The organism is Gallibacter sp. Marseille-QA0791 (genome assembly GCF_965119705.1).
Classification (GTDB): Bacteria; Bacillota; Clostridia; order Peptostreptococcales; family Anaerovoracaceae; genus Lentihominibacter; species Lentihominibacter excrementipullorum.
In genome coordinates, this window is record NZ_CBCPMH010000001.1 from 830,778 (window position 1) to 853,933 (window position 23,156).

Genomic DNA, 23,156 nt, shown 5'->3' on the forward strand with positions numbered 1-23,156 from the left:
AAAAATTTACCCTGAAGGGCACAGGTTGGCAGCTCATAAAAAAGAGATGGCGCAAGCCATCTCTTGATTTCATTATGGATTTGAAGGGCTTATGCTTCCTCCGTCTCCGCAACAGCTTCTTCAGACGTCTCCTCCGCAGGTGCAGCTTCAACGGCCGGTTCATCAGCAGTATCGGCTTCCTCTGCCTCTTCCGCCTTGGCAGCCGCCTCTTCTCCAGGTACCGGAGGATCTATAGTCTCTCTGATGCTGAGGCTGATACGCTTTCTGTCCTTATCGATCTCCAGGATCTTGGCCTTTACGATCTGACCTACTTCCAGCTCGTCGTTTATGTTGCCGACCCTCTTATGAGCGACTTCTGAAATATGTACCAGACCGTCGAGTCCAGGTTCCAACTCTACGAAAGCACCGTACTCCTTGATCTGTACGACTTTACCTTCGATAACCTGTCCAACCTGATAGTTCTCATCGATCACACTCCAAGGCTCAGGCTGATTCTGCTTGAGACCGAGGGAAATCTTGCCTTTTTCCGCGTTCATGGAAAGAACCTTCACGTTGATCTTCTGCCCTATGCTGAGAACCTCCTGTGGATGCTTGAGTCTTCCCCAGGATATTTCCGAAATATGGAGCAGTCCGTCGATACCGCCGATATCTACAAATGCGCCGTAATCGGTGAATCTCATTACCGTACCCTCTACTACATCGCCGACATTGAGGTTTTCCCAAATCTCTGCGACCAGCTTCTCCTTCTCCTCGTTGAGGAAAAGCTTATGAGAGAATACCGCTCTGTTTCTTCTCTGATCCACTCTCGAAACCCTTACTTCCATCGTCTGGCCGACAAACTCGTCAGCGTTCTCAACGTAGTGATCCGAAAGCTGAGAAAGAGGAATGAATCCCGATACTTCCTTGTATTCGGCTATGACTCCTCCGTTTACTGTTCTAGTTACCTTAACTTCGAGTACTGTTTTATCTTCAAGTGCCTTGACGATTTCGTCCCAGTTAGCACTGATTTCCAACTTTTTCTTTGAAAGCAAGATGCCGCCGTCTCCGTCGTCTGTTTTAATGACCTTGGTCTGGATCTCGTCATCCACTTTAAAAACATCCGATAAAGTCTGTCCTTCTTCGAGACTCACCTCTGAAGCAGGAAGGATTCCATCTTTTTTGCATCCCAGATTTACAATAACTTCTTTGTCAGTAACTTGGTGAACTTTCCCCGTAACAATTTCTCCGCCTCTAGGTAATCTGAGAGACTTTTCGATTTCGTCCATAAGATCGTTCATGTTCAATTCGTTGTTTTCAAGTGTAACATCACTCATTCTGGCAATAACCTCCTTAATAGTGCATTCGGGTGTCGAAGCACCCGCCGCTATTCCTATTCTATTACATTTTCGAAGTTGTTTCAACGGTAAATCTTCAATATTTTCAACAAAATAGGTGTTTTTGCAGAATTTTTTGGAAATTTCGCACAGTTTCTTCGTATTGGAACTTTTTCGCCCACCTATCACTATCATCAGATCCGATTCCTTAGCCAGTTTCTCACACGATTCCTGCCTCTTGGTAGTGGCGCTGCATATGGTGTTATTTACATAAAATGTCTTACCACTGTCGGTCAGCGCCTTCACCACTTCCTGCAAGACTTCCTCCCTTATAGTGGTCTGAGTGACTATGAAAAGATCATCGCTCTCAATGGCCGCGGCTTCATCATACCTGCTGACCACGATGGCCGGCTTCCTGCACCATCCGAATATGCCGATGACTTCAGGATGATCTTTGTCTCCGACTATGACCACCTGTTTATCCGTGTCATGGACCAGCTTATGTATCTTGGCCACGAATGGACAGGTCGCGTCGATGAGACTGATACCTCTTTCTCCCGCTTCATCGTAAAAGCTTTTCCCTTCGCCATGGGATCTGATGATGACCACATCGCCGTGGCTTACTTCATCGAGAGAGCTTATTATCTTCACGCCCTCTCTTTCCAGATCGCCGGTCACCCTCTCATTATGTATCAGCGGCCCCATGGAATAAATATTTTCATCGCTTTTTTTCGCCGCTTCTTCCGCTTTCTCTATGGCTTGTCTCACGCCGAAACAAAACCCTGCGTTTTCAGCCCTTACTATTTTTTTCATCTATCTGCTCCAATGCTTCCAGGTATTTCTTGAATGCTCCTTCGCTGCCGTTTTGCGTCGGCTCATAATATCTGACCTTCTCCCTGTAAAGATCGTCGGGTAAGTACTGCTGAGTCACATAGCCCCCATAGGCGTGAGGATACTTGTAATCCAGTCCCCTCCCCAGTTTTTCCGCGCCGCTGTAGTGAGCGTCTTTAAGGTGGTCAGGCACGTCATCTATCTTCCTGCTCCTGATATCGGCCGCAGCTTTTTCCAGAGCTTCGCATGACGCGTTGGACTTAGGGCATGAGGCCAGCATCACCACCGCCTGAGCCAGATTTATCCTGGCCTCCGGCAGACCCACCATCTGAGCCGCCTGGACGCAGGACGTCACTACAGTTATGGCGCTGGGGTAGGCCATGCCTATATCTTCGCTGGCCATCACCATAAGGCGCCTTCCTATCGTTATAATGTCAGCGCCTCCTTCCAGCAACCTGGCCAGATAATGGACGGCAGCGTGAGGATCGCTTCCCCGCACAGATTTTTGGAGAGCTGACAACAGGTTGTACTTGTCCTCTTCTTTATCATAAAACGTCGTCTGTCGCTGCATCGCCTCCCCGACGATCTCCTTGTCCAGAGTCCTTCCCTCTCCCAGATTATCGACGATGAACCCAAGTGTATCCAGCGCCACACGACAATCGCCATTGCTCATTTCCGATAATATCCTCAGAGCCTCTTCGTCATACTTGATGTCCAGCCCTCCGAAGCCCTTTTCATCGTCCGTAAGCGTGCGTTTTAAAATGACAAGTATTTCATCGGCTTTGAGGCGTTTGAACTCATATATGTTCCGCACCCTGCTTATTATGGCGTTATTCACGGAAAAATACGGATTTTCCGTAGTACTGCCTATGAACTTCACGACTCCCTCCTCGATGGCTTTGAGAAGCGAATCCTGCTGCAGCTTGTTCCATCTGTGTATTTCATCTACATACAGACATGTAGTCTCCTGCTGCAGCCCGTAAAACCTCGTGGCCGCATTTTCCAAAATAACTTTAAGCTCCTTCGTACCGGTGGTGGACGCATTTATTTCCACGAAGCTGCTGTCCAGCTCTCCGGCGATTATCCTGGCCAAAGTCGTCTTGCCCGTGCCTGACGGCCCGAAGAATATCGCAGAGTCAAAGGTCCTGTTTTTTATGGAATTGTAAAAGAGTGAACCTTCGAACATGAAATGGGTTTGTCCCACAAAATCCTGAAGCTTTGAAGGTCTCATCCTCGTAGCCAATGGTATCATTCGTATTTCCTCATCATTCGTATACAGTAGTGACGAAAGCCCCCTCAGCCCCTGCCGATTTGAGAGCTTCTCTGGCCTCGTCCTTCGTCTCAAACACCTTCCCTGTTATCTTATACATATTATTCTGCTCCATGACCTGCAGCCCCGAAATCCCCAGCGACGACATGGCGCTCTCCGCTGCGGCCTGACTGGAATAGCACCCATACTGCACCGCGTATCCCCTGACCTTTTCCTCCTGGACATCGGCCTCGCCTTCCACGACCTCAGCAGTTTCCTCACTGCTCGCTTCCGTCTTCAGACTTCCACTGTTTTCGGTTTCAGCCTCCTGACTTTTCTCATTCGTCAGCTGCGGCACATAATTTACCACCGGATCAACTACATACTTCGCTGTCGCGTATCCGCAGCCTACAGCGAGGCAAAGGATCACTATCACCGGTGCGAAATTCGGCTTCACGCCCTTCCTTCGCGGATTCCCATAGCCCCTGGGGCGCCTTCTTTTCTGCATTTCCCTTTTCCTCTCTTCCTTTAGTATATTTAATACTATTAGAAGACAGTCAGCTTTATGCATGTAATAAGACAAGATGTTGACGCGATATGTTCATTATACTACAAGTTCTTTTAAATGCAAAAAATCCGTGGACCGGGGGCGGTGCCAAGTTGTTGCTGTTCTTCCATATTTCCCCGCCGCAAAGCATACTTCCATCCGCCACATCAAAAATCCCGCCTTGCGGCGGGCTGCGTTTTCAGCTATAGCGCTTTCAGCTTTGTCTGATGTTCCTGCAACAGCTTTTTCATTATCTCGGCATCGACTTTCATGGCTTCCATTTCCTCTGCTCCGACAGCATATCTTTCATATGTATCCATATAGCACGACTCGATATTCTTTAATCTTGGCATAGCGTCGTTTTCCAACAGCATTCTTATGTCATGCGTCTCGTTCTCCAGGTTTCCGAGTGTATGCTCGATAGGTTTGATCCTCTTATCGACCAGCTCCGACATGGTCAGCGAAATATCATGTGTCTCGTTTTTCAAATGGTCAAGTTCATATTTGATCGGCCTGAGCTTTTTGTCGAGCATATCCGACATGGTCAGCAGGATATCATGCTTCTCGTTTTTCAAGCTGCTGAGCTCATGTTGGATCGGCTTGATTTTCTCATCGAATTTTTCGTCGAATTTCTTATCGAATTTCTCGTCGAATTTCTTGTCAAACAGATCCGATATGGCCTGCAGATCTTCATTCGTCAACATTTATCTTTCCCCCTTGACCGCAAATATCCTCTTTTGAAATCAATTATATCACACCTGCCGCAGGGGTAAAAGCCTGTGATATCAAAATGTGATATCCTCAGCCGCCGACTTTTCTCTTTTCCTCTTCCAACTGCCTCTTCAACAGCCCCACCTTATTTATCATCTCCCGCAAATAGTAATTATGATAATATATGTATTTAGCGGCTTCCGCAAGATAACGACCGCTGCCGTCCCTCAGGCACTGCTTGAGCTGACCGATGAACTCCACCAGGCTCTTTCGCATGTTGGCTTCCTCTCCCGGAAGCGGGATATATGCTATCTTTATCTGTCCCGTGTCTTTGTTGTAAAATACCGTCTCCTCCGTCACCTTCACCTTCGACGGATCTATAAAATACTCCACTGCCTTGCTGAGTATCAGCAGCACGTTTTCCAATATGTAGAGAGCGTCCTCCGTCCTCTCCACGCGATAACCGGAGAGTGGCGCGAAACCACTGCAGTTGTATCGGCCGTATTCGCATCCGTTTTCGCTGATGAATCCCATCGGCATGAAAATACTGCATTCGCCGGATGTCAGCATTATCTTCTCGAAATCACGTATAGCGTTTTCCTCCAGCTTTACCTTGAATTCCTTGTTTTCCCACATTTTTTTCTCCTTTTCTCCGTCATGACTCTTCACCCATCTGTCACGACCCTCCGCATTTGCTACAGGGTCTGTAGCCTCGCTCCGCAGCTTCGCTTCTATCTATTGTCACGCTTCTCCTTTCTATGGTTCGGCATGTGCCTATGTGATAAGCCGTACCATCGCTGCCAAAGCAAAAGACCAGACTGCCCGACGCGGCTTTACCAGACCTGCATATACCGCAGGCGTCATATCGCCTCCTGACGCTGTCCGACAGTATCACAGGATGGACGGTCGCCTTTACATACGTACAGTTTTCACCGTGATACTTCTCTCCCGACTGAGGGAATATCCATACAGTCTGCTTCGCCCGGGATGTCTCCAACTCTGAAGCGCCCATAGGTTCTCCCCGCGTCTTCTTCCCGACAAAACCTCTGAACTTGACGCTGAACAGCAAACGGAACTCCCTGTCGAAGGACAGCGGCAGCTCCAGCCGCTCCGTCGCTTCCAGCCGGTATGATACCAGCTTATCGGCTGCAGTATCCGAATATCCGATTCTCACGTTTTTCATCTCCAACCGGTCCAGTCCCGGATTGTCTTCGTAGATCCGCGCTTTGACTCTTTCCGCCGTCATAGTCGTTTCCACCCCGTTGGATGCTTTCATGGCCGTCCTGGCACTTTCATCCAGCGCTCCGTGTATGCAGTTTTCCCACAGACCTTCTATCTTTATGAAATATCCCAGCGATAAAATAGCCAATATGAGAAACGGCATCAGGATGGCCGCCTCCAGCGTATAAAATCCTTTAATACCTTTTTTCATATCCGTAATCCGCACCGTTGACTCTGACCTGCACAGCAACACCCACCCAATGCTCGTTCATCAGGAAATCACCGTCCTGCGACATCCTAGCGTTTATCTGTATCAGATCCAGTATCCGGCTTATCTTCATATTCTCATCTTTGAAAAACAGCAGCAACTGCAGATATTGTCCGTAATCGTAACCTTTCTCCTCGGCCGGTATCGCAGTCCCGCCCATGATTCCTTCCACAGCGCTGTCCAGATCCATAGCCCAGGTCGAGCGGTCCTTGGTCAGCGGGACCTTATGCCCCTGCCAAAGCAACTCCACATCATTGTCAGCTTCCGCATAGGCCCAGGTAGATGCCAGCACTGCCTGTGTAGCCGGTGCCGCAGCCCCCGGAGTCAGCAGCTCTGCCATAGCCAGAGTCTGAGCCCGTTTCTCTGCATCGCTGTATATATGAGCCAGATTCAGCGGGAAGCGCATAGCTTTCAGTGCCATTTCCACCCGTTTTTCGTTTTTTCTGTCGGAAAGCTCTCCTCCCAGGATATATTCCACCTCGTTGCGAAAAAAATGCTCCTTGCTTACAGCCCTGGTCCTGCTATTGAACGTATCCGTTATATACCGGTTTATCATATACCTCTCTGTTCCCTCCACAAAAGCCTTGTCTGCTTCTTTTATGTTGTCGGCGATGGATCTGGCTACAGCCGTAAGACTTTCGTCCGGCACAGATGAAGATGGAAGTGACGCAGCGGTAGGGCCATGTCTCAACGTCCTGTTTTCCATCGCGTTTTCCGCACTCCCTTCCGCCGCATCTTCCGTCAACGTATCGAGCCTGTCTTCAGCATAAGCCAGTTTCATGTATTCCAGGATCTGATCTCTGATCAGATCTACGTTGACTGTAGAAAATCTGCTTCCGGACACCTTTACGGACTCAAGCTCCACATCCCCCATATCTTTTGTCGAATATTCTATATACCTGCGAAGCTTCTTTCCCAGTTCCCGGTCGCTGCCTTTCAAAAGGAAAATACCATATTCCTTCTGTATATCGATGTCGAATTCCGACATAAGTGAATCTCCTGCAAGGCTGATGATGCCATCCATCCTGCTTCTCAGAGCCTCCGCTCTCACTCCGTATATCAGCGCCAGTGTTATGGACACCAATGCGGCCAGGATCACCATGATGAATACAGCGCTGCTCCCTCTCTTACTTTTCATTACCGCGTTCCTTTACAAACTCCATATACCTCACATATCCCGGACCGTCAATTGCTGTCCAGCTCCCTTCGACAATGAATGCCTTCTTCTCGCTCAGCAGCCCTCTTTCTTCCATCATCAGATACTTTTTCCCATATGCACGGCATTCCACCAGTCCTTCGTCTACATATATTTCTCCGTCGAAGTCCCCCTTCGTCGGGCCTCCCTCCGTATAAGAAGTCCTGCCTGTGGCGGCTCCTGCTTCACCTCTCAGCGTTATGTGCATCCTGCTCTGTTCCGTCACCTGGCTGTAGAAAAACATCACTATCAATACAACTGTTATGACCGACAGGATCACCATGGGAAGCACGATAGCCGCCTCTACTATGTAACTACCCCTTTTATTGTTACTGATTTTTACGCGCATCGTTTTTCTCACATCAGTTGAAGTCGCTCAGGCCTTCAAAGGTCTTGTTGACAAAATCAGTGATCTCTGTCTTAAATATGAGTCCCAGCGCTACTGCCAGAGCGACGAGTATTGCCACCTGCACCAATTCCATTCCCTTCTTGCTCCTGAATCTCACTCTCTTGAACATATCTTTCACCTTCCTTTCGCACTTTCTTCCTTTCTTCAAAGCTCCAGCAGCGCCGGAGCTACCGTTATTATCATCAACACCATGAGGAATATCATAAGAGGCAGCGTCAGCTTCGTCTCAGCCAGCCTTCCCCGTTCCTCACAGCTCTTCTTCCTCTCCAGCCACAGCATCTCGCTTTCCGCCTGGAGTTTTCCCGTCAGCTCCACTCCTTTTTTGATATTATCACTGATTATATTGGAAACTCTCATCAGCTCCCTTATCCCGCTCTCCTTTGCCATCCGCCTGAACTCCAGGTGCATGGAGCCATTGGCATTTTTACATGTAATGTATATCTCCCGCAATTTTCCGTAAAAATAATCTTCATCCCGGTCTGCAAAGGACTCCTCCACTGAACGTTCAAAAGCATTGCTCAACACCAGCCCCGCGTTCAGCAGCAGAACCAGTCTGTTGACGAATTCAGGCAATTGTCTCATCACCGACTGACGATTTTCCTTCCGCTGCCGTTCCAGTACAGCAAACCTGTTCTTATATATAATGAAGATGATGACCCCCGTAAGAGCAAGTGTGGACCAAATATCAGAGTTCCTTTCCTTCCCGGCTTCCCAGACTATTCTTTCCCCTGTCTCCAAAGATCCCGGCAACTTCACCTTCATCTTTTCCGTATCATTGTTCAGCCCGGACACCGTGTCCCTCAATGACTGCCTGATTTCCTCTTCACGCTCTTCCTCAGTCAGTGCTTTTTCTTCGCCCGGATTCTCTGCAAGCTCCCTTTGGCTTTCATTGCTGTAAGGCTCCACAGTAACATCCATCTTTTCTTCAACTGCCCCATTGCTTCCAGATACCCGAGCCTTCAGTGACAGATGCCCGGCTTCCTCCCCGGCTGAAGGCCGTGTTATATAAAGATCGTGGCCAGCTTTTTCCACCGATATTCCCGGCGCCGAAAATGTCATCGCCAGATCCACTATAACCAGCACCAATCCTGCTGCCAGCACCAGCTTCATCTTCTTTCTCGCGTTCCTGTCAGCCGACTCCTTCGTTGCGATCTTTTTCTCTCCTTTTATTTTCATGGCTGTTCTTTCAGATTTGTACGTCAGATATCTTTTCCATCAGATATATGCCCCAGACTGTGGCCGCCAATGCCGCCGTCATAAGTATCCTCCCTGCCGCTGTGGTATATAGCGGCTCCACATATGAATATGAAAACAGATTCATCATCAGGAGCATCAGGAACGGCATCAGCGATATTATCCTTCCCTCGACCTTCTTCTGAGCAGTCAAGGCCCTGATCTCCCTATCTATGGCCATCTTATCGGTCAGTATTTCCGTGGTATGGGTAATTATCCTTTCCAGATCGCCACCCATACTACGGCATATGACATACACATTGACAAAATCATTTATGTCTTCACTTTTGCTCCTGGCCGCGAAATCCTTCAACAACGTTTTATCGCTCTCCTTGTTCTGTATCATACTTATCCTCATATGTCTCAATTCCTTCATTATCAGTTCATCTTTGCCATACATGGCCGATAATTCTTCCTCCGCCTCTATCAGCGCCTCTCCCATCTGTCTTCCCGACGCGACGGAAGAAGATAACGCGTACAGCATATCCTTGAATTGACCGTTCAGCACATTCATCCTCCTGTCCGCCAGCTTCTTCTCTCCATACGGCACCAGTTTGACTACCGATAGACCTGACAGGAGAGAAAGGAATATGCTGTTGTAAAACAGATGAACGGCTGCCGCAATAGCCACATATCCGAAAAAACAGAATATGGCCTTTTCTCTCACTGACATCTCATATACCGAATAATCCTTTATCACATTTCATACCTCCCGATTCACGCGAAATATTCGTCTCCATATCCCGCCAGGGTCATCTTCTCCCGATGGATGAGTCTGCTGCCTTCGACACGAGAGCCCTGCCTGAACAGAGGATTCATCGTGATATTTCCACCTTCCATGCCGGCGATTTCCGCGATTTCAGTCACCTTCCTGCTTCCATCGCGCATCCTGCACATGTGGACCATAATATCTATGCCTTCAGTTATCTGGTTCCTTATGGCTTCCACCGGGAAATCCGCTGCCTGCATGAACATGGCCTCGAGCCGTTTCAGCATGCCTTCTATACTGTTGGCGTGCCCCGTACTCATGCTTCCGTCATGACCCGTATTCATAGCCTGTATCATATCCATCACTTCCCTTCCTCTCACCTCTCCTACGACGATCCTGTCCGGCCTCAGTCTCAGGCTTGCCTTCACCAACTGTGCCATGTCCACTCCGCCCTTTCCCTGAACATTGGCGCTGCGGCATTCCAGCCGCACTATATTTTCCACCTGTTCTATCTGCAGTTCCGCCGAATCCTCTATGACCACTACCCTCTCATGCTCCGGGATAAATCCGGAAAGCACATTGAGCATCGTAGTCTTACCTGACGATGTCCCACCGCAGATAAAACAATTGTATCCTGATGCTACCATTATCTTCATGAAATCAGCTTCTTCTCCGGTAATGGATCCTGCTTTCAGCAGATCCTCCATCTCCATCACTTTTTCGGGGAATTTCCTTATAGTCAATATAGGCCCATTGAGAGCAATGTTCCTATATATGGCGTTGACCCTGGAACCATCTGAAAGCCTGGCATCCACGATAGGGTTAAGCTCATTTATTTCCCGGTGTACTCTGGCGGCCACACGCCTTATCAGTTCCTCCAGATCCTCAATACTGTCGAACGAAAGCGGTACCCTTTCCGGAATACCATTTCTCTCGATAAAAATGTGATCTTTTCCATTCACCATGATTTCTGAAATAGATCTGTCCTCGACATAGGGTTGCAGTATATCCATCTCCCGCCGCAAAGAAAGGAAAAGCCGTTCTATCAACCTCATATTTTCCCGATAGCTGCAGCTTCCTGACTTTTCTATGGAAAACACGAATTTTTCTATAGCTTCCAACGCTTTCTCATCACCCATGGTTCCTTCCGAATCAGTTATTATCAGCCTGACTTCTGACAGATATTCTTTTATCTCTTCCGGCGAATATCGATTTTCCTTCAGCTTCTGTCCATCCCCTGGTTTTGTATTATATTTTTCCATATTTACTATATTTTTCCTTTCAATCGTATGATATCACGGATGTAATTTTTTTACAACTGCTTTTATTCGACAAATTTCGACAAAGCCCTCAAATCGCTGCTCAAAGGGCATTCCCTGCCTCCGGGCATGCAGATGTCATCGAAGCGCTGGGACTGGAGCAGCAAGCGCCCGTTCTCTCAATCAGCTTAAAATACGACAAAAAATACGACTGCGCGCCGGCAGACTTCTTTCTGCCGACGCGCAGCTCTCATTATTGATATGATCACCGGCCTTCTCCATTCCAACGCTAGTGCCAAATGCCAAAAGAACCTGTCACAGGCCGGTATTTAGTATAAATCGCCATTCAGCAACCACGATCACGAAGGGGAAATGCCAAAAGCACAGAAAACCAACGATATTTTTGGCATAGAATCGATGATAATTCAACGAAAAAATGCCAATAACATCGACAAAATCTTGCGTTTTAGCATATCGCTGTAGTGACAGCTCATGAAATGGCGTGATTTATGCCTAAAACCCGTTATTATCATCGTCTATTGGCAAATGCACGGTGCTTCACATCGAAAATCTCTTAAACGTATTTCCCCGCTTCCCGTACGCTCAGCTTGCTCATCTGCGGCCCATACTTTTCCAGGAAAGCCCTCACCCAGTCCGGGTCTGTCTTGGAGTACTCCCGGAGGCTCCAGCCGATAGCCTTGTTTATGAAGAACTCGTCGCTGCCTAAATTGTTGACGATTATTGCTTCCAGCAACTGCCTGTCCGTCCTTTCCTTTCTTCCCAATTGGTGATCTATGGCTATCCGCCTGACCCAGAAGTTCCCATCTTTTGACCATTCCAGCATCAGATCCCTTACCCGGTCGTCCTTCAGTCCTATGTCGCCTACCACTTTGTCGAGAAAATCTATGGTATCCCACCACGGTCTGGTTTCGATATACTTCCGCACAGCCGGGATATCCTCATATGTCAGGTACTGCTCCATAGCCAGAAGATAGTCGCAGACGAAATACTGGAATTCCCGGTGCTCATCTTCATAGCACCTGTCCAGAAGCGCCCAGTCCACCACACCGCTCTTTTTCTCCGATTTGATGATGTCCCGGTAAAGCTTCTTCCGCTCCGGCGTCGGTATACCGTAAAAAGCAAATTTGTTCCGCATGTATTTGGCCATCTGGACAGCCTTTTCCCCATCCTTGACCCCTTCGAACCGCTCCTTTATTTCCAGATACTTATCCATCTGTCTGCCTCCTATCACGATCTTTCTGCCTAGTCTCATCGCGCTCCACACCATTCAGTCACCTGCCGCGCCGCACTCTGACTATCCTCATCACCGCTATCAGGATCATCACCGCACCTGCCGACAGGCTTATCGCTGCCATCTGCGAAAATCCCCATATCTCCCCATCGATATACAGTACGATCGGAAATGCCAATGCGATGACGGCCAACATCAACAGTATTATCGGTATAAAGATGATCGCTCTGCCCCTGTTTTTTCTTTCGGTCATCCCAATCCCTCCTTTCCCGATTCCTCTCCACGCTTTTGTCATCTCATTCGCTCTTCCCCGGTATCACTATCCTGCTACCGCCTTGCTGTCTGTTTCTGAGATTGTGAGCCTCTATCAGCTTCGATATCTCCGTATCAGCCTGCTGCACCTCAGCTCTGAACTCGTCAGCTGATACCTTGAATGCTCCGCTGCCGGTGATTATCAGCTGTTCCAGCCTGTCGGACGTAGCTACACGGACATGGAAATCCCTGCTTTTGGCATGCGCCGCCTTTTCTATGTACATGTCGGCAGTCTCCGCTTCGCGGGTATAGACTACGTCTACGCTGCCGTGCTTCTCCTGGCGTCTTTCACCGCCCTTTACCCTATATGCGTCGAAAACGGCTATTACATGACACTTTCTGTAGCCCTGATAATTTTCCAATATCTCGATGAGAGCCTGTCTGGCCGAATCCATGTTTATCTTCGCCAGCGCCTTCAAATCATCCCAGGCGAAGATTATGTTATATCCGTCTACCAGCAGATATTCTTCCTTCACTACCGATGGCTTTATCTTCGTCTTGTTTTCTGAATGGGAAATCTCACGTTTAGGGATGATACGCCGTTCCTTTCTCTTGCCGTACGTCATCTCGAAGATGCGCTCCAGTTCCTCCTCTTCCGTGAGGCCTTTTTTCTTTGTCGAACCGGTTTTGCCTGTGCTTTCGCTATGGCCGGCGTTTCTCCCTTCGGCGCTGCCCCTCGCGAGTCCGTCTGCTGTCCGGAGCCCTTTTCGACTCTCCGGATCCCGGCTTTCCATTTCCGTACTTCCCATACCCCATGTTCCCTGCATATGCATCATTTCATCGGCTTCATCCCACTTTACGACGACACCCGCACCATGGGTGCAGAAAACCGAATCGGCCGTGTTTTCCACATCACCGTCGATATCGTAGCCTATTTCTTCTACCACTTCTTCCTGACGGTGACACTGCTCGTATCCCCAGAGGGAACAAGACAGGTGACCGTATCCTTTCGTATAGGATGCCACCTCGATCCCGTAATCCTTCATTTCCGATACGGGAGCACGCCCCGACAGCACCACGTTTTCTCCCGCCGTCTCCGGCTCTTCCAGAGCTCCGTTCATCCGCTGTATATCTCCCATGGCTCTGCCTGCCGAGCCTTGAGGCACTTCCAGCCTGAACTCATACCACGGCTCCAGCAGTATACTTTCTGCTTTTCTCAGCCCCTGCCGCAGCGCTCTGTAGGTGGCCTGTCTGAAATCGCCGCCTTCCGTATGCTTCAGGTGACTGCGGCCTGCAAGCAATGTTATCTTCATATCGGTTATGGGCGAGCCTGTCAGGGCTCCCGGGTGCTCCCGCTCCGCCAGATGTGTCAGAATGAGCCGCTGCCAGTTCCTGTCCAATACGTCTTCGCTGCATCTGGTATCTAACGTGAGCCCGCTTCCTCTCGGCGCCGGTTCCAGCAGCAGATGGACCTCGGCATAGTGGCGCAGCGGCTCGAAATGTCCCGCGCCAAAAACAGGCGCTGCTATAGTCTCCTTGTAAGCAATGGCTCCCTGGCCGAACTCCACATCGAAGCCAAACCTGTCAGCTATGATATTCCTCAGTATCTCGATCTGCACCTGGCCCATCAGCTGCATATGTATCTCCTGCAGCTGACCGTTCCAGACCACCTTCAGCTGAGGATCTTCCTCCTCAAGCAGCTTCAGCATTTCCAACGCCCTGTGAGCATCCACGCCGCCTGGGAGCTCTACCTTGTAGGTCAGCACCGATTCCAGCACCGGCTCTCCCGCGTCCCGTTCAGCCCCCAGACCCTGACCTGCATAGGTAGTTTTCAGTCCTGTCACAGCGCACACATCTCCGCTTTTCGCCTCATCCACACTTCGGAACTTTCCTCCCGAATAGATGCGTATCTGCTCCACCTTCTCACGGCCAATCTCATCCTTTACTCGCAGCGTACCACCTGTTATTTTCATATGGGTCAGCCGCGCCCCCTTTTCGTCCCTGGATATCTTATAGATCCTTACGCCGAAATCGCTGCCGTACTGCTTTTCCATCGAATATCCGGACAGCCCTTCACGGAGTCCGTCTATCCCCTCCAGCTTCAGTGCCGAACCGAAGTAGCAGGGGAAAATCTTTCTCTCTGCGATGGCTCCTCTGAGACTGTCATCCGCTATGGTTCCAGTGTCAAGCAGCTCCTCCAGCAGCGCTTCGTCGCACATGGCCGCCTGCTCCAGCCATTCCCCGCCATGGTCTACATCGAAGGTGATACATCTCTGGTCCAGCCTTTCCCTAAGCTCATCCATCACATCGTCTCTCTTCACACCTTCCAGGTCCGTCTTGTTGATGAAGATGAACAGCGGGATCCCGTACTTTTCCGCCAGCTTCCACAGCGTAGCTGTATGGCCCTGGACGCCTTCCCTGCCGTTTATCACCAGCACAGCGTAGTCCAGCACCTGGAGCGTCCGCTCCATTTCCGCGGAAAAATCCACATGTCCCGGCGTGTCCAGCAGCGTAAAGACAGTACTGCCGTATTTCAGCTCCGCTTCCTTGGAAAAGATGGTGATTCCCCGCTCCTTCTCCTGCCGGTCCGTATCCAAAAACGCGTCCCCGTGATCCACCCGTCCCCACTTCCTAATGGTCCCCGTCCTGTAAAGCAGCGCCTCCGACAGCGTGGTCTTTCCCGCATCGACGTGGGCCACAAGACCGATACATATATGTTTCGGCGGCCGGGCCGCCTTTCTCTTTCCATTGTTTTCGTTGTTTTCAGGTCCTTTCCCCATGAAAAAGCCCCCTTCTGCCTGATATCAAATCTATCATAGCACAGAACAGGGGTTTAGTCGATAAATCTTATTTCCGAGACGATATCAAGTTGCTGCGGGATTTCCTGGTAATTGGCACAAGCCGTCCGCTTGTCCTCCAAAGGGTGGATTTCACCCACCATTACAGACATTCTCCTTTTTTCACGGAATGTCTGTAACGGATGGGCAATGCGAGGACTTTACAGGCCGGAACGAGCTGCGCTGCCGAGCAGTTGCGCTTTCGAGGCGCCACCGGCGACCACCTGCACGATCCGGCAAATTTGTTGTTGAAAAAAATTCCATTTTGTAGTAAAATGGTGAGGCATATTTGATGTATTGTACGATTTAACAAAAGAAAAGGACTGAAATAATGATCAAGCACAAAGTAAACCGTTATTGTATCTATTCGCTGGGCGTCATCCTGCTCTCTGCCGGGATCACTCTCAACACCAAGACAGCGCTGGGAGTTTCGCCTCTCATCTCGCTTCCTTTCTCGGTTTCCGAGATATGGCTCCTCAACTTTCCGATGATGACATTCATCCTGTATGCCTTTTTCGTGGCGCTGCAGTTCATCCTCAAGGGAAAGGACAGACAGATGAAGGACCTGCTGCAGCTTCCTCTCTCTATTGTGTTCAGCCTGCTGCTGGATGTGTTCGGCAGAGGATATGACATGGCTCTGTCCGCCACAGGCATCGATATGGGGCCACTGATCCCCAGAATAGGGCTGCTGATAGTCGCTGTAGCCATGACAGGTGTCGGCGCTTCCATGATGATATCCATGGACCTCATTCCAAACCCTGCGGACGGACTGGCCAAAACAGTCGGTGATGTGCTGGGCAAAGGACTGGGTTTCGGCAAAAACGTGATCGATTTTTCCAGCGTAGCGGTAACGTGCTTAGTTGGGATCATCGCCTCAGGCCGGCTTGTAGGTGTAGGCATCGGAACCATCATAGGAATGGTCGGAGTGGGACGCTGTATCGCAGGCTTCAATTATCTGTTCCATCACAGGATGATGCTGGCCATCGGCCGTCACAGGATCCACGCGTCGCTGCAGTGACAAGCTGACGATCCACCGGCAGCGGTTTTGCAACAAGTCTGCGACAGGCCACATCAGTCAGCATTCCACTTCTGCCACACAGGCGTTTCCGGTTACAGGATCCCGCCTCTCATAATCGAAAAGATAGTATTTGCCGCCCGCCTTTTCCAGGTGAGTCAGCCTCCTCAGCAGTCTCGGGTCGTCGGTATCATACCGGCCGCCTGACAGATAACGGTGCTCCCTGGCTTCCATGCTGTAGAATTCCTTTGAAAAGGACTTTTCCACCGTCTCCGTGCCGAAAAAAACGGGACGTGTCTTGACGTTTTCTCTCATGTAATAATCGAAGACCATGGCTTCCATAAACCGGTCCAGATCATCCGGCGGCAGCATTTCATCGGCAAATTCCATCAGCCGCTGATACCTCTGGTTTCTGGACATGTTGACCATCACCGCCTGATGGCTGCCATACCAGCCGGCCAGAGTCTCGAAAAACGCAAAAGGACTATCGAAGCGCTCCATCAGTACATCCAGAGCGCCGCCGAATTGTCCGGAATTGAAGTAGATTTCGACCATTTCCTCGATGCGTTTCAGCCTGACGAGCTCACCATATGATATCCACCTTGTCTCCAACACCTCATAAGGAGGCGCTTCCGTATGGCGTATACCATATCGTTCCTGCCTTTCCTCCATAGGCGTCCCTTTCAGCACCTTGAGAAATCCCAGCTGCAGCTGGTTTGGCCTCATGGAAAACACGTCGTCGAAGGATCTGCCGAAGCTTTCATACCCCTCCAGAGGCAGCCCCGCGATGAGATCCAGATGGATATGTACGTTGCCCGCATCCCTCAGGGACGCCACATTGCTTCGCAGTCTGGCAATGTCCACAGGCCTGTTTATCTCCCGCAGCGTCTCCTCGTTGGTGGACTGGACGCCTATCTCAAGCTGTACCTGTCCCGGCCTCAATCCCCTCAGCAGCGTCAGCTCCTCTTCCGTCAAAATGTCCCCCGCTATCTCGAAGTGAAAATTCGTCACGCCGTTGTCCCGTTCTCTGAGAAAACGCCATATTTCCATGGCCCGGACGCTGTCACAGTTGAAAGTCCTGTCGACGAATTTCACCTGAGGAACGCCTTTTCCCAGGAAATATCCCAGCTCTGTCCGGACCGCCTCCAGATCCCTGTATCTTAAGGCTCTGTCCACGGCAGACAGACAGTAAGCACATCTGAAAGGACATCCTCTGCTGCTCTCGTAGTAAATTATCCTGTTCTCAAACTCCTCCATGCTCCCGTATGGAAATGGCAGCTGTGCGAGATCCACGCGTCCCGGCGGGCCGCTGACGACTATGGTGCCGCCGGACTTTCGAAAGATGATACCGCCGACCCTTTCCAATGCCGGATCCGCCGGCTTTCCACGAACGTCCCCATTTCCGCCAAAGGCTCCGGCGTATTCTTTCGCCAGCCGATAAAACGTCTCCTCGCCTTCGCCGACCATCACGCCTTTCACCGCAGGGAGCTCTGTCAAAGCACCTTCTGCATCGAAGGACACTTCCGGCCCTCCCAGCCAGATATCCACCTCAGGCATCACTTTCCCTGCATCAGCGACCAGCTCCCCCACCTGCCGCCTGTTCCATATGTAACAGGAAAACAGCAGAAGATCCGGCTTTCTCCCGTATATATCGGCCAGTATCTGCTCCTGCGGCTGATTTATGGTATATGAGACCGTCTCTATCTTCACATCCACCACACCCTGCCGGCCCTTGTCCCAGCCGGCTTTGTCCCGTCCCAGCTTTTCCTCGGCGTAGGCCGCCAGACTCAGGACAGCCAGATTGGAATGTATATATTTGGCATTTATCGCCACCAGCAAAATCTTCATTTTCTCTCCTCAGCCGAAAAACCTCAGCGCTTCCTCCAGCACTTTCTCCGGAGCTCCCGGTATGGAAAGCCTGTGGTCTCCGCCCTCCACCGTTATGAGGAGAACGTCGTACTTTTCCGCGAAAGCTCTGGCTTCGCTGTAGTCGATATCTTCGTCAGCGCTGCCGTGTATCATCATAAGGCGCAGCCCGTCAGGCCGGAAATCCTCGCGTATGTCATTGGCCTTCAGGCTTTCCACCAGACCCCTGGTTATCTTTATGGGCCTCACCTCGTCCTCCAGCAGGAAATATCCCATCTCATCTATCGCCCGGCGTTCATCCTTCGTCAGTTCCGAAAAGTAATCCGACATATTGACAGCCGCGCTCCTGAGAAATGCCCTGGTGCCTTCCTTGCCGCTTTCCATCAGATATATCAGCGTAATGTAAGCGCCGAAGCTGGAGCCGAAGCAGCATATCTCCGCCCCGGGGCATTCCTCCCTTATAAACGCTTCCATATCTCCCAAATCTCTGACACAATTTTTCACCGTGAGGAATTCTCCGTCCACCGGGCTTTCCCCGTGAGCAGGAAAATCCAGCGCTGCTACGCCGATACCCTTTTCCGGCAGCTCCTTCGCCAGCATTTCCACCGTCGGGCTCTCCTTGCTGCTGGCAAAGCCATGGGCCACTATCACCACCTTGTCGCCGCTGCCCTTCTCCATCCTGTACGGAATATCGTAGCTGTCGCGTCTTATATATCCTCTCATGATGTTATCCCTCCAAAAGTTTCATCCAGATATCGGTATTATCATAACATACCGGGACCTGCCTTACCATGATAAAGTAACCGGGTATCAGCTTTATCTCTGCTGCTTCCGCCACCGTGGATCACAGATATTTTATGCTGTCACTGTTGCGCCTCCGGCTCTGCGCTACTATAATTAATGAGAGAAACAAGGGAGGAAAAAATGGAAATAACGAAAGAAGACAAAATGCTCCTGGCCGGAGCGGAAGATAAGTTCAATCAGTGTCTGAACCAGTACCGCGTCACGCACACGACTTTTCTGGATCTGCGTCAGCGTTCTCTGGTGGACAGGCACTGCCGCCAACTGGCAAAAGGCAGCGACGTGAAATGCACCTTCTACGGAGGATACGATGATGCCGAGCGGACCATAGCCGCTTTCCTGCCGGACTATGCCGACGTATCCCAGCTTCCTCTTTCCGTCATACGGGCCGAAGCGCCGCCATCCGGCAGGAAGCTGACTCACCGGGATTACCTGGGCTCCCTCACCGGTCTGGGTCTCAAGCGGGAAATGATAGGCGATATCCTGGTACGGGACGATGGCGCCGATATCATAATCATGGACGATATAGAGGACTTCCTCATGCTGAACTACCAGAAAGCAGGCCGTACCGAACTATGCCTCTCGGCCCTTCCCCTTTCGGAGCTCCGCATACCTGAAACTAAGACCGCGATGATAAAGGATACCGTCGCTTCTCTGCGTCTGGACAATGTCATATCATCGGCCTTTAAAATGTCCCGCTCAAAGGCAGCCGATGCCATACGCACAGGACTTGTCTTCATAAATAGCCTCCAGGCGGAAAAGCCGGATATGAAAGTGGAAGAAGGTGACAAATTGGTCCTCAGAGGAAAAGGCAAGGCATATCTGAAAGAAGTAGGAGGTCAGACCAGAAAAGACAGGACATACATCGTCGTGGAAAGGTATCTGTAGCGGCTGCCGTCACTATATCTCTGCCGCCTCGGAGAGCTCACCTCTGCCACTGAATCTTCCATAGAGCTTATACGCCAGCAGCACTCCCAGTCCACCGCATATAACCTTGGCTATCACCATCACTGCCACCGTATATCCGTCGGCAACACTGGAAACGAACCCCATCTGTCCGCCCATGAAATACGCGCCACTGACACTGAAAGCACCATTCATCAGCTTTCCTTTGTCATCCATCTTGGATATCAGCGGAAGTACCGCCAGAGATGTGGCGCATCCCAGCAGGATACCTATCACGGAAATCTCATTGACTCTCAGCTTCCTGGCTATAACGGCTATCCACTTTCCGAAAAATCTCAATATCAGCTCCGACAACACCAGTGAACCGCTTATTATCACCGCCGATTTGAAAACGACGATAACTATTTCCTCGACGGAGCTGAAATCAGCATAAGCGGCCGACGGGACAAAAACTCCCATGACCGTGATAAAAAACAGTATCAGCGTGATTATCTGTATCCCTCTGGCAAATATCTCAAACCCCTTTACTGTTTTCTCCGGCATCTTCATCAATCCTGCGGCCATCAGCAGACATATCAAAAGGAGCGGAATGAACTCGGCGACAAATTCACCTGATCCCACTCCCAGAAGCGCCGCTGCCGCCACCAAGCCCACAGGTATCACGATGAGACCTGCTACGAACCCGTTCAGCACAAAACTGCTGTCCTCTTTTCTTATAGATGACAGGAATATCGGCAACTGGAACGTCACCATCTGTCCCAGCAGCGCTCCCAACACGATGCCATTGAAAACGAACAGCTCTTTGCTTCCGGAAAGCTGTTCTGCGATGAAATATCCTCCCATATCGGGAGCCAGCAGCACTCCGGCTACGATAGACGGATCAAAAGGAAGCGTATCCATGACCTTCATGATCGTTTCTGTGTTATTCTGTATGAGAGCCACTCCAGCGCACGACATTCCAACCATAGGGATACACATGGTCCCCATGGTAAGCAGTCCCTTATCGAAGGATTCGGACAGCCTGAACCGGCCTCCCGCCACCTTGTCCAGCATACCGACTGTAGCAAATACCAGCATTATCGCCGTAAAAACGTTCATTACCGTAGATCTCCTGTTTTATCGCGCTCCTCTTTTTCTGTCTGATCGGCCTCAAACAACACCAGCCCGCCTTTTTCATCGAAGCCGGTGTCCCACAGCTCCTTCAGTGAAAGCCAATGAGCCTTTCCATAAGTGGCCACCTTTATCATGAAGCCTCCGTCGCTCTCATCGTACCCTATGACCAGGAACCAATGCCACTCAAAAAAGTCGAATTTCTTATCACGGTGCTTCAGCATCAAATATGCCACCGGCATTTCTCTGTCTATGGTCTCTCTTACAGCCGCTTCCGCGTTTCCATAAATCGCCGTGCCGTCAAGACCCGTCACTGTCACCCGGTCTTCCTCGACATCCTCCAGATATGCTCTGACTCCGTCCATGTATGTCCCCAGATCTTTTATCCCCGATTCCCGGGGCTGAAGGTAAGGCTTCATGGACATGGCGAATTTCTTATATTCTTTCTTCCCCATCTTTTCAGGAGCATAAGGACAGAGGCCCTGCAATCCTTTATATAAGCTCAGGTATATGAATGCATCGCATGTCGTAAGAGCCGCGCATCCACCTATGTGCATCCACGGATCTATCATCCACCGCTGGTTTCCTCCGTACGAATTTCCTATTTTAAAGTATCTCAGTTCCTTTTTTCCGTTCATACAGCATCCCTTTCGATATTTTTTCTCTTTACCCTGCTGACGGTACAGCATATGAGGATCGTTCCCGCCGCCGTTATCATCGCGCTGATCAGCAGCAGAGTCCCTACCGTGGAAAGATCCAGTATCCGTCCGCCAAAGATACACCCCAGCACATTTCCTACCGTTATAGCCGTAGTAAAAACAGCCTGTCCTCTTACGGCTTCCCCCCTGGACATGATGTCATCAATGAAGCTGACCATCGCCGGGAACATCAACCCGTATCCCAGCACCTGACATGCCTGGGCCGCATACATGACCCCCATAGAACCGGCCAGATACATCAGCGTTATCTTCACCGTGAAGAAAATAGCCGCTACCCTCATGAGGAATATGTAGGAAAAACGCTTTTTTATCCTGTCAAAGAACAGCATTGCCGGCATTTCCAGTATAGCCATGACGAATATCATCACTCCCAGCTGCTCTGTATCTCCTCCTATGCTCTCTATTATCTGTATCGTAAAATTCTCAACTATCACATTGCCAAAGAACAACGCGACAACGCCAACGCTCATGACCATGAACACCATGTTCCCTGAAACGAACTCCGTCAGGCTCACAGCTTCTTCTCCGTCGCCCGTCTCATGTCCGGGGATCTCCCGGCCTCCCTGTCTGAATCTGGCATGATGTCTCCCTGCCACTATGATGATGGCTTCCATCAACACCAGTATTATAAGTCCGGAAAAAGGTATTACATCTACTCCGAATCCTGTCACCAGATATCCCATGGCCAATCCCAAAAGTGCGGCGCTGAGCGATCCCATGCTCCGCCCTATGCCGAAGCTGACATGTTCGCCGCTTTCTTCCAGGGTAAAACTCAGAGAATTGACAAAAGGATGGAGAGCCGTATGCACTACTATCAGCGCCGTATATGCGATAGTGAGCAGCAATGACTTGTCTCCTATCAGCAGAACAGCCACGGTCAGCGCAAACAGCACTGCGATCAAAACCTTTATAACTGTAATATCGGTCAGCCGCTGCGCTTTGTCAGTTATATTTGCCAGTACAGCCTGGACAAACACCGCTACCACATTTCCCACTGCGATGACCAGACCAATAGAAGTATTGGAATATCCCTTGCCAAGCATGTATACCGATACGAACATCCCGGCTACAGCGTAGAACATCCAGTAAGTCCCCTGGATCAGCGCGTAGTCGATATTCAGCAATGTCTTCCTACTCATTTTTGATTGCCTCCGATATTAAATATATCACACCTGAATCGCAGCGTAAATGCAAAAAAAATCACGTTGCCCCACAACGGCAGACAAGGCCATCGGCAGCAATACAGCAGTACAGCAATACCTCCACACCTTCCTGGCGTCGCGCCAGCCTTACCACAGGGTACAGCCAGACTTCAGACTTGCCGGATGACGGGATACAGCCGGACTTGCCGGTTTTGTTAAAAAAGAAGGTTTCCCGGCAGCCCTGACACAGGTTCGTGCCGGATCTTCGATATAATCAAAAAATCCGGCAAGCAAAACCGGAAAAAATCGTA

At 50.2% G+C, this 23,156-nt stretch carries 22 protein-coding genes; 2 read left to right on the forward strand and 20 right to left on the reverse strand.

What is annotated here, in order from left to right:
* Nucleotides 1-89 precede the first annotated feature (89 nt).
* The 15 genes from ACQY69_RS03785 to ACQY69_RS03855 form a co-directional block, all read right to left on the reverse strand.
* On the reverse strand, nt 90-2,126 hold the full coding sequence (locus ACQY69_RS03785; protein WP_428258742.1) for a bifunctional 4-hydroxy-3-methylbut-2-enyl diphosphate reductase/30S ribosomal protein S1: 2,037 nt from the start codon (nt 2,124-2,126) through the stop codon (nt 90-92).
* The gene (locus ACQY69_RS03790; protein WP_428258743.1) at nt 2,104-3,396 is read right to left on the reverse strand and encodes a replication-associated recombination protein A; all 1,293 of its coding nucleotides are present in this window, start codon (nt 3,394-3,396) and stop codon (nt 2,104-2,106) included. Before ACQY69_RS03790 ends, ACQY69_RS03785 begins: the two co-directional genes overlap by 23 nt.
* A gap of 13 nt (nt 3,397-3,409) precedes the next feature.
* Nucleotides 3,410-3,901, reverse strand: a complete 492-nt coding sequence (locus ACQY69_RS03795; RefSeq protein WP_428258745.1) for a hypothetical protein — start codon at nt 3,899-3,901, stop codon at nt 3,410-3,412.
* A gap of 242 nt (nt 3,902-4,143) precedes the next feature.
* On the reverse strand, nt 4,144-4,644 hold the full coding sequence (locus ACQY69_RS03800; RefSeq protein ID WP_428258747.1) for a hypothetical protein: 501 nt from the start codon (nt 4,642-4,644) through the stop codon (nt 4,144-4,146).
* Between the two features lie 97 nt (nt 4,645-4,741).
* A complete protein-coding gene (locus ACQY69_RS03805; protein WP_428258749.1) occupies nt 4,742-5,287 on the reverse strand; it encodes a DUF6382 domain-containing protein in 546 nt (181 codons plus the stop codon).
* A 40-nt stretch (nt 5,288-5,327) separates the two neighbouring features.
* Nucleotides 5,328-6,083 carry a hypothetical protein gene (locus ACQY69_RS03810; RefSeq protein WP_428258751.1) on the reverse strand — a complete coding sequence of 252 codons (756 nt, stop codon included), beginning with the start codon at nt 6,081-6,083 and terminating at the stop codon, nt 5,328-5,330.
* A complete protein-coding gene (locus tag ACQY69_RS03815; RefSeq protein ID WP_428258753.1) occupies nt 6,067-7,278 on the reverse strand; it encodes a DUF5702 domain-containing protein in 1,212 nt (403 codons plus the stop codon). The genes ACQY69_RS03810 and ACQY69_RS03815 overlap by 17 nt, the downstream gene beginning before the upstream one ends.
* On the reverse strand, nt 7,268-7,684 hold the full coding sequence (locus ACQY69_RS03820; RefSeq protein ID WP_428258755.1) for a hypothetical protein: 417 nt from the start codon (nt 7,682-7,684) through the stop codon (nt 7,268-7,270). Before ACQY69_RS03820 ends, ACQY69_RS03815 begins: the two co-directional genes overlap by 11 nt.
* Nucleotides 7,685-7,697: 13 nt before the next feature.
* Nucleotides 7,698-7,853 (reverse strand): hypothetical protein, encoded by a 156-nt coding sequence (locus tag ACQY69_RS03825; protein ID WP_428258757.1) that lies wholly within the window; start codon nt 7,851-7,853, stop codon nt 7,698-7,700.
* 35 nt (nt 7,854-7,888) lie between these two features.
* Complete coding sequence (locus ACQY69_RS03830) at nt 7,889-8,920, reverse strand: hypothetical protein (RefSeq protein ID WP_428258759.1); 1,032 nt, start codon at nt 8,918-8,920, stop codon at nt 7,889-7,891.
* Nucleotides 8,921-8,930: 10 nt separating this feature from the next.
* Nucleotides 8,931-9,677, reverse strand: a complete 747-nt coding sequence (locus tag ACQY69_RS03835; protein ID WP_428258761.1) for a type II secretion system F family protein — start codon at nt 9,675-9,677, stop codon at nt 8,931-8,933.
* A 17-nt stretch (nt 9,678-9,694) separates the two neighbouring features.
* Complete coding sequence (locus ACQY69_RS03840; protein WP_428258763.1) at nt 9,695-10,948, reverse strand: CpaF family protein; 1,254 nt, start codon at nt 10,946-10,948, stop codon at nt 9,695-9,697.
* Nucleotides 10,949-11,519: 571 nt separating this feature from the next.
* Nucleotides 11,520-12,218 carry a DNA alkylation repair protein gene (locus tag ACQY69_RS03845; RefSeq protein WP_428258765.1) on the reverse strand — a complete coding sequence of 233 codons (699 nt, stop codon included), beginning with the start codon at nt 12,216-12,218 and terminating at the stop codon, nt 11,520-11,522.
* A 19-nt stretch (nt 12,219-12,237) separates the two neighbouring features.
* A complete protein-coding gene (locus tag ACQY69_RS03850; protein WP_428258767.1) occupies nt 12,238-12,450 on the reverse strand; it encodes a hypothetical protein in 213 nt (70 codons plus the stop codon).
* A 43-nt stretch (nt 12,451-12,493) separates the two neighbouring features.
* A complete protein-coding gene (locus tag ACQY69_RS03855) occupies nt 12,494-15,229 on the reverse strand; it encodes an NYN domain-containing protein (RefSeq protein ID WP_428258769.1) in 2,736 nt (911 codons plus the stop codon).
* Nucleotides 15,230-15,617: 388 nt separating this feature from the next.
* Here ACQY69_RS03855 and ACQY69_RS03860 point away from each other — a divergent pair, with 388 nt between their 5' ends.
* Nucleotides 15,618-16,304 (forward strand): YczE/YyaS/YitT family protein, encoded by a 687-nt coding sequence (locus ACQY69_RS03860; protein ID WP_428258771.1) that lies wholly within the window; start codon nt 15,618-15,620, stop codon nt 16,302-16,304.
* Between the two features lie 57 nt (nt 16,305-16,361).
* Here the strand turns inward: ACQY69_RS03860 and ACQY69_RS03865 are convergent, their stop codons facing one another.
* Nucleotides 16,362-18,149 (reverse strand): B12-binding domain-containing radical SAM protein, encoded by a 1,788-nt coding sequence (locus tag ACQY69_RS03865; RefSeq protein ID WP_428258773.1) that lies wholly within the window; start codon nt 18,147-18,149, stop codon nt 16,362-16,364.
* A 9-nt stretch (nt 18,150-18,158) separates the two neighbouring features.
* On the reverse strand, nt 18,159-18,890 hold the full coding sequence (locus ACQY69_RS03870; protein ID WP_428258775.1) for an alpha/beta hydrolase: 732 nt from the start codon (nt 18,888-18,890) through the stop codon (nt 18,159-18,161).
* Nucleotides 18,891-19,091: 201 nt separating this feature from the next.
* On the opposite strand from ACQY69_RS03870, the gene ACQY69_RS03875 reads away from it, so the two are divergent.
* Nucleotides 19,092-19,856 (forward strand): RNA-binding protein, encoded by a 765-nt coding sequence (locus ACQY69_RS03875; RefSeq protein ID WP_428258777.1) that lies wholly within the window; start codon nt 19,092-19,094, stop codon nt 19,854-19,856.
* A gap of 12 nt (nt 19,857-19,868) precedes the next feature.
* Here the strand turns inward: ACQY69_RS03875 and eutH are convergent, their stop codons facing one another.
* From eutH to ACQY69_RS03890, 3 genes are read right to left on the reverse strand one after another with little or no spacing between them, the layout of a single operon-like run.
* On the reverse strand, nt 19,869-20,972 hold the full coding sequence (gene eutH, locus ACQY69_RS03880; protein WP_428258779.1) for an ethanolamine utilization protein EutH: 1,104 nt from the start codon (nt 20,970-20,972) through the stop codon (nt 19,869-19,871).
* Nucleotides 20,972-21,622 carry a hypothetical protein gene (locus ACQY69_RS03885; RefSeq protein WP_428258781.1) on the reverse strand — a complete coding sequence of 217 codons (651 nt, stop codon included), beginning with the start codon at nt 21,620-21,622 and terminating at the stop codon, nt 20,972-20,974. The genes eutH and ACQY69_RS03885 overlap by 1 nt, the downstream gene beginning before the upstream one ends.
* Nucleotides 21,619-22,842: an MFS transporter gene (locus ACQY69_RS03890; protein ID WP_428258783.1), complete on the reverse strand. Its 1,224-nt coding sequence runs from the start codon at nt 22,840-22,842 to the stop codon at nt 21,619-21,621. Before ACQY69_RS03890 ends, ACQY69_RS03885 begins: the two co-directional genes overlap by 4 nt.
* Between the last annotated feature and the right edge of the window lie 314 nt (nt 22,843-23,156).

Excerpts from the sequence above, each read along its gene's own strand:
- ACQY69_RS03830 (WP_428258759.1), bottom strand. The coding sequence starts at position 8,920 with ATGAAAATAAAAGGAGAGAAAAAGATCGCAACGAAGGAGTCGGCTGAC.
- eutH (WP_428258779.1), bottom strand. The coding sequence starts at position 20,972 with ATGAACGTTTTTACGGCGATAATGCTGGTATTTGCTACAGTCGGTATG.
- ACQY69_RS03850 (WP_428258767.1), bottom strand. The coding sequence starts at position 12,450 with ATGACCGAAAGAAAAAACAGGGGCAGAGCGATCATCTTTATACCGATA.
- ACQY69_RS03800 (WP_428258747.1), bottom strand. The coding sequence starts at position 4,644 with ATGTTGACGAATGAAGATCTGCAGGCCATATCGGATCTGTTTGACAAG.
- ACQY69_RS03860 (WP_428258771.1), top strand. The coding sequence starts at position 15,618 with ATGATCAAGCACAAAGTAAACCGTTATTGTATCTATTCGCTGGGCGTC.
- ACQY69_RS03865 (WP_428258773.1), bottom strand. The coding sequence starts at position 18,149 with ATGAAGATTTTGCTGGTGGCGATAAATGCCAAATATATACATTCCAAT.
- ACQY69_RS03790 (WP_428258743.1), bottom strand. The coding sequence starts at position 3,396 with ATGATACCATTGGCTACGAGGATGAGACCTTCAAAGCTTCAGGATTTT.
- ACQY69_RS03820 (WP_428258755.1), bottom strand. The coding sequence starts at position 7,684 with ATGCGCGTAAAAATCAGTAACAATAAAAGGGGTAGTTACATAGTAGAG.
- ACQY69_RS03885 (WP_428258781.1), bottom strand. The coding sequence starts at position 21,622 with ATGAACGGAAAAAAGGAACTGAGATACTTTAAAATAGGAAATTCGTAC.
- ACQY69_RS03840 (WP_428258763.1), bottom strand. The coding sequence starts at position 10,948 with ATGGAAAAATATAATACAAAACCAGGGGATGGACAGAAGCTGAAGGAA.
- ACQY69_RS03855 (WP_428258769.1), bottom strand. The coding sequence starts at position 15,229 with ATGGGGAAAGGACCTGAAAACAACGAAAACAATGGAAAGAGAAAGGCG.
- ACQY69_RS03805 (WP_428258749.1), bottom strand. The coding sequence starts at position 5,287 with ATGTGGGAAAACAAGGAATTCAAGGTAAAGCTGGAGGAAAACGCTATA.
- ACQY69_RS03810 (WP_428258751.1), bottom strand. The coding sequence starts at position 6,083 with ATGAAAAAAGGTATTAAAGGATTTTATACGCTGGAGGCGGCCATCCTG.
- ACQY69_RS03875 (WP_428258777.1), top strand. The coding sequence starts at position 19,092 with ATGGAAATAACGAAAGAAGACAAAATGCTCCTGGCCGGAGCGGAAGAT.
- ACQY69_RS03785 (WP_428258742.1), bottom strand. The coding sequence starts at position 2,126 with ATGAAAAAAATAGTAAGGGCTGAAAACGCAGGGTTTTGTTTCGGCGTG.
- ACQY69_RS03870 (WP_428258775.1), bottom strand. The coding sequence starts at position 18,890 with ATGAGAGGATATATAAGACGCGACAGCTACGATATTCCGTACAGGATG.
- ACQY69_RS03890 (WP_428258783.1), bottom strand. The coding sequence starts at position 22,842 with ATGAGTAGGAAGACATTGCTGAATATCGACTACGCGCTGATCCAGGGG.
- ACQY69_RS03825 (WP_428258757.1), bottom strand. The coding sequence starts at position 7,853 with ATGTTCAAGAGAGTGAGATTCAGGAGCAAGAAGGGAATGGAATTGGTG.
- ACQY69_RS03845 (WP_428258765.1), bottom strand. The coding sequence starts at position 12,218 with ATGAGACTAGGCAGAAAGATCGTGATAGGAGGCAGACAGATGGATAAG.
- ACQY69_RS03815 (WP_428258753.1), bottom strand. The coding sequence starts at position 7,278 with ATGAAAAGTAAGAGAGGGAGCAGCGCTGTATTCATCATGGTGATCCTG.
- ACQY69_RS03795 (WP_428258745.1), bottom strand. The coding sequence starts at position 3,901 with ATGCAGAAAAGAAGGCGCCCCAGGGGCTATGGGAATCCGCGAAGGAAG.